This is a genomic window from Comamonas sp. NyZ500, from assembly GCF_016772095.1.
Taxonomy (GTDB): domain Bacteria; phylum Pseudomonadota; class Gammaproteobacteria; order Burkholderiales; family Burkholderiaceae_C; genus Comamonas; species Comamonas thiooxydans.
In genome coordinates, this window is the sequence record NZ_JAEIJE010000041.1 from 1 (window position 1) to 5707 (window position 5707).

The 5707-nt window shown below is 68.8% G+C and carries 3 protein-coding genes and 2 pseudogenes; 3 read left to right on the forward strand and 2 right to left on the reverse strand.

Features of this window, described 5'->3' with window-relative positions:
* Positions 1-429, forward strand: a pseudogene (locus JAO85_RS25300) (hypothetical protein); the annotation flags it as partial.
* A complete protein-coding gene (locus tag JAO85_RS25305) occupies positions 426-914 on the forward strand; it encodes a hypothetical protein (RefSeq protein WP_068595599.1) in 489 nt (162 codons plus the stop codon). The pseudogene JAO85_RS25300 and the gene JAO85_RS25305, both read left to right, overlap by 4 nt.
* 32 nt (positions 915-946) lie before the next feature.
* On the opposite strand, the pseudogene JAO85_RS25310 reads toward JAO85_RS25305, so the two are convergent.
* A pseudogene (locus JAO85_RS25310) lies at positions 947-1555 on the reverse strand (transposase zinc-binding domain-containing protein); the annotation flags it as partial.
* Positions 1556-2525: 970 nt separating this feature from the next.
* On the opposite strand from JAO85_RS25310, the gene JAO85_RS25315 reads away from it, so the two are divergent.
* Positions 2526-3809, forward strand: coding sequence for an RCC1 domain-containing protein (locus JAO85_RS25315; RefSeq protein ID WP_068595593.1), 1284 nt, complete (start codon positions 2526-2528; stop codon positions 3807-3809).
* A gap of 4 nt (positions 3810-3813) precedes the next feature.
* Here the strand turns inward: JAO85_RS25315 and JAO85_RS25320 are convergent, their stop codons facing one another.
* Entirely contained in the window at positions 3814-5541 is a 1728-nt protein-coding gene (locus JAO85_RS25320) for an alkyl sulfatase dimerization domain-containing protein (RefSeq protein WP_068595590.1), read from the reverse strand.
* Positions 5542-5707: the final 166 nt, after the last annotated feature.

A 5707-nucleotide genomic window follows, 5' to 3' on the forward strand; every position in this document is an offset into this window, starting at 1 on the left:
CGATCTACCAACACCACCTCCGCGCCAGTGCTAGCTTTTCGTACCGTCACTTATTGCACTGAAAACGAGGAGACCCCTCTGCCCGCGGCCGAGATCGAGAACGCGGTGCTCGCGCAGATCCACGCGGCGCTCTCGGCGCCGGAGGTGCTGATCGGCACCTGGCGGGCGTGCCAGCGCCACCCGGCCGGTGCTGCCCTCGATGAAGCGCAGGTGGTGGTGGCGATGCGGCGCATCGGCGACGTGTGGGCGCAGTTGTTCCCGGCCGAGCAGCAACGCATCGCGCGGCTGCTGATCGAGCGGGTGCAACTGCATGAGCACGGACTCGACATCCTCTGGCGCGAGGATGGCTGGTTGGGATTGGGGCCCGAGATCGGCGCGCATCCCTTGGTCGGCGAGTGCCGCACGCCTGCCGAGGAGGCCTTGGCATGACCCGGTCGCCTCCCGATCCGACTCCGAACTCCCGCCGTCGCGCGATCCGCGTCGAGGTCGGCAACGACGCGCGCAGCTACGTCAGCGACGGGCAGCGGGTGACCCTGGTGCCCCTGACGATCAAGCGCCGGCAGAACCGCAAGCTCCTGATCCCGCCGACGCCCGAGTCCGCCGCTGCGACCACGGGCGGCCTGGATGCGCCGATGATCAAGACGCTCGGCAAGGCCTTCTACTGGAAGCGGCTGATCGACGAAGGCGTCTATCCGACGACCGCCGACCTGGCGCGCGCGCTGAAACTGGAGCCCGGCTGGGCGGCCGAGGTGCTGCGCATGACCCTGCTGGCCCCCGACATCGTCGAGGCCATCCTGGACGGGCGCCAGCCCCGGCATCTGAATCTGCACACGCTGCGTGGCCGCCAAGACCTGCTGCCTCGCGACTGGGGCGAGCAGCGCCGGCTGCTGGGTTTTCCGCCACCGGCCCAGTGACCGGCCGCACGGGTGCGGTGCAGGCGCGGCTTGCGCTGCGGACGCTCGGTGGTGTCCTCGTACACGCCGTCGAGCCACAGCATGTGGAAGTGGATGTTGAGATTCAGCGCGCTGCCGAAGCGCTGGATCAGGGTCACCACGCCGCATTGCGCCGTATCCCGCGGCACGCCGGCCTGATCGGCAAGCCAACCGGCGATCACACGATGCACGATGCCCAGCACCGGGCCGATCGCCTCAGGCTTGCTGGCGAACAGGAAGCGCAACGGGTACGGAAAACTCAGCACCCATTGCCGCACCGGCCGCGGGCCAAACACCTCCTCCACCAGGTGCCGCGCGCTCTCGGCCATGCGCCGCGCCCCGCAGCTGGGGCAGAAGCCGCGCTTCTTGCAGGAATACGCCACCAGCCTCTCGGCCCGGCACTGCTCGCAGACCACGCGCAGGAAGCCGTGCTCGAGCACGCCGCAGCGCAGGTAGGTCTCGAACTCCTCGCGCACATACTCGGGCAGCGGGCGGTCTTCGGCCTCAAGACGCGCGATGAAGTCCGGGTAGTGCGCCTGCACTAGCGCGTACAGCAGCGTGCGCTCGGGCAGGTGGCGCGCGTAACGCGCAGCGGCGTGGGCGGCCGGCAGTGGCGCGCACACCTCGGCCTGCCGCCGGGGTGCGGTCAGGCGCGGCACGCAGCGCTCCGTTGCAGGGACGGCTGCTCAGGGTTGCGCCCGCGAGCACGCGTTCATATCGGCGTTTTCTGATCTTCGCGTCAGACATTGCCGCGGGGCGGGTAGGAAGTCTCCCGCCTCGGACGCCAGTCGCTGAGCATTTGATCCGCGACGAGCGGGATCTCACGGCGCATGTCGATTACGTGCACTTCAACCCGGTCAAGCATGGGCACGCCGCCTGCGCGGCTGCGTGGCCGTATTCGAGCGTGCATCGGTATGTGGCGCAGGGCGATCTCGCGGCCGACTGGGGAGTGGCTGGCGAGGCGGCCGGTGGCGGGGGCGAACGGGGCGCGCATAGGCGGTGAGGCGGGTCAAGACCCGCCCTACCGCCGCTGGGGAGTGGATGGCGAGGCGGCCGGTGGCGGGGGCGAACGGGGCGCGCATGGGTGGTGAGGCGGGTCAAGACCCGCCCTACCGCCGCTGGGGAGTGGCTGGCGAGGCGGCCGGTGGCGGGGGCGAGCGGGGCGCGCATGGGCGGTAAGGTGGGTCGGGCCCCGCCCTACCGCCGCTTAGTACTACATATGGGTGCGGCACATGCGTGATCAACTACATCTAGTGATTTCGGCTTGACGACGGCATCTCGCCGAAGCTAGACTGCACCCCGTTGATGGTTCCCCTTGGTCAGCTTGAAGGCCATTGCGACTTGGCGCCTTGGCCAGCCTGCTGACACCGGAGACGGAGGACGCCGCCTGATGCCCAGCACCGACACGATCCGCGTCCACGTTCCGCTCTCCTTGCGCAAACGCGGCGGCCGCCCGCGCATCCTGCCGCCCAAGGAGATCGAGACCGGCCTTCCACCCCGAAATCGGAGCGGTCGGCGAGCCATTGACCCTGCGGATTCTAGGCTCCTAATCTTCGCCGGCTTTTTTTGCACCTCCCCCGACTTCGACCTGCCATGCCCCTGACCGCCTGCCGATCGCTCCCGACCGTTGCCCTGGCTGCCAGCCTGCTGTCTCTGTCCGCCGCCTTCGCACCGCCGGCGCAGGCCAATGGCGGTAGCCTGATCTCGGCTGGCAGCCTGCACACCTGCGCGCTCTCCGGCTCAGGGCGGGTCTACTGCTGGGGCCGGGGCGACTACGGCCAACTGGGCAACGGCAGCACGGCGTCAAGCACGGTTCCGGTGCTCACCCAGGGCATCCGTCGCGGCACCGTCGAGTTCGCCGCCAGCGGCTACCACGGCTGCGCCCTGTTCGCCAGCGGCAACGCCAAGTGCTGGGGCCATGGTCGCTTTGGCGAGCTCGGTGACGGCAGCGCCAATGACAAGGCGACGCCAGTCAGCGTGAGCGGCTTGATCGGCGCCTCGGCGGTAACGGCCGGCTTCTATCACAGCTGCGCCCTGACCGGCCTTGGCGTGGTCAAATGCTGGGGCAACAACGATTACGGTCAGATCGGCGACAACACCACGATCCATCGCGTGACGCCGGTCGAGGTCTTGCATCTGACCGGCGCCACCGCCCTGGCGGCCGGCTTTTTCCATTCCTGCGCGGTGACTGGCGCCGGCGGGGTGGCGTGCTGGGGCGGCAACCTCAACGGCCAGTTGGGTGATGGCACGGTGATCAACCGCAAGACCCCGGTCGCGGTGGTCGGCCTGGGCGACGTCACGGCGGTGGCGGCCAACGGTCGGCACAGCTGCGCCTTGACCAAGGAAGGCGGGGTGCGCTGCTGGGGCTACGGCCCGCGCGGGCAGCTGGGCCACGGCAGCTTCACCGGCAGCCTCACACCGGTGATCGTCAACGGCCTGGCCGGCGCCACCGCGGTGGTGGCCGGCGAGGATCACAGCTGCGCCCTGCTCAAGTCGGGCACGGTCAAGTGCTGGGGCTTCAACGCCTTCGGCCAGCTGGGCAACGGCAACACCCAGTCCGCCGCCTCGCCGGTGGACGTGCGCGATCTCACCGGGGTGGTGGCCTTGGCGGCCGGACGCGACCACACCTGCGCCTACACCGAGTGCGGTCTGTTTTGTGTGACGCTTTTGGGCTGTGGTCAGTCTCCTCGTGAATCAATGGCTCAGTGCGAGAATGATGCGCAGAAAGCAACAGTCGGCATGGTCTCGAACGACTCGCAGATACGCTCTCAGATAGAAGCTCAGAGAATTGAGCTTGTGAGAAGCTGCATGGTCTCACACCAGGCCGAGTGGGATGCGCCGGCGCAGCTGTGCCGGCGCTACGGCTTCATCGCCTAGCCGCTCATTCCTCGACCGGCACGAACAGGCGCATGAAGCGCACGAAGCCGAGCTTGCCGCCCTTCACGACTTCGAAATCCTTCGCGATCGTGACCGCGGGATTGCGCAGCTGCGCCAGCATTTCCTTGAACACCTGCGCGGGGACACGCACGACGATGTCGGCGTCCTCGCGCAGCTGCGGCACGACCTCGCTCGCGCCGCGGCGCACGATGTAGGTGTAGCGCTCGGCGCTGTCGGTGAATTCGAAACCGACGGCGACGACGGTGTCGGCGCTGGCCTGTGCGTCCAGGTTGACCGCCATGCCGTCGAAGAAGCGCGCCAGCGGCATGCGCGCGAGCATCGCCGGCGTTGGCGTGACGATGCGCTTGGGCAGCTCGAACGCGCCGGCGAGTTCGCCGGCGGTCATCAGATACCAGTGGCGTGCATTGGGGTTGGCCTCGCGCTCGCCCAGCGCGCGCAGCGCGGCGATGCGCGCCTGCTTGGCCGCGGCGTGACCCGGCTGCACGCGCAGCAGATGGTCGGTGAGCTGCAGCACCCACTGATGCTCGCCGGCCTTGGCGGCCTCGTCGATGCGCCGTGCGACGGCATCGACGCCGCCGGCCAGCTCGACCGTGCGCCGCGCCGTCTCATCCGGCGGCAGCGGCCGCAGCGTCGAAGGGTTGCCGTCGAACCAGCCGAGATTGCCGACGTAGATGTTGCGCGCCGACCATTGCGGCGTGCCATAGAACTCCTGCAGCCACGGCGAGGCGGCCAGATGGGCCGGCAGCTTCAGCGTCGCTGCGATCTCGTCCGGCGTATGGCCCTGGTTGATCAGGCGCAGGGTCTGGTCGTAGACGTAGCGGATGGCGTCGCGGTAGTCGGTCAGCGTCGCCTCGATCGCTGCCTCGCCGACCAGCGGCCGCGTGTGGCTGGGCACCAGCACGGCGGGCCTGAGCGCGCGCATCTTGTCGATGGAATCGGCCCAGGCGCGCGGGTCGCGGTAGGACGTGCCGCGGATCGTGTAGAGATTCGGAAAGGCCTTGTAGACGTTGTCGCCGGGCAGCAGGATGCGCCGCTCCGGCAGCCAGACGAAGAGCTGGTCCTCGGTCTCGCCGGGCGCGTGCACGAGCCGGAAGCGGATGCCGGCCACCGTGTCTTCGAGCGTGTCGTCGAACTCGCGCGTCGGCCGCAGCGTGTCGATCGTGCTGCCCTCGTGGACGTCGACGAAGGGGCCGATGCCGACGTTGACCATCTCCTCGGGCGTCAGCTGGGTGCCGTACATGCGCAGCGAGCGCCTGGTGATCGCCGTCTGCAGCTCGATGGACGTCTTCTCCATCGCCGCGACCAGCTTGCGCTGCGCATAGACCGGGATGTCGCCGGCGCCCTGCGCGAACACACCGGCACCGCCGATGTGGTCGGGATGCGAGTGCGTGTAGATCAGCGCCTTGACCGGCTTGTCGGTGAGCTTGCGGAACTCGGCGAGCACATCGCGCGCCGATTCGGCGCTTTCCATCGTGTCGACGACGATGACGCCATCGTCGCCTTCGAGCAGGATCGAGTTGGCAATGCCGTAGCCGACGGCGACCCAGACGCCGTCGGCGACCTCGATCACTTCGCGCTTGAACTCGGCGCTGTGCGCGGCCAGTGCCGCGGGCGTGGCCACCGGCGCCGGCGGCGCCTGCGGCCGCTCCGTGCAGGCGCCCAGCGACAGCAGCAGGCAGGCGCCCAGTGCGGCGCGCAACGTGAGGTTCATGGGTTCTCCTTCGGCTCGCATCCCCTGGGGTACAAGGGTATAGGAAGTTCAACCGCCCTTTTTGGCGAGTCTAGCGGGTAGGAAGCGGTCGCGCAAGCGCCGCTTTGGGCACAGATCGGGCACAGATCGGGGGTTCATGCGTGGGTTTTCGACATCGCGGGGCCAC

Coding starts and splice junctions, on each gene's coding strand:
- JAO85_RS25305 (WP_068595599.1), top strand. CDS start 426: ATGACCCGGTCGCCTCCCGATCCGACTCCGAACTCCCGCCGTCGCGCG.
- JAO85_RS25315 (WP_068595593.1), top strand. CDS start 2,526: ATGCCCCTGACCGCCTGCCGATCGCTCCCGACCGTTGCCCTGGCTGCC.
- JAO85_RS25320 (WP_068595590.1), bottom strand. CDS start 5,541: ATGAACCTCACGTTGCGCGCCGCACTGGGCGCCTGCCTGCTGCTGTCG.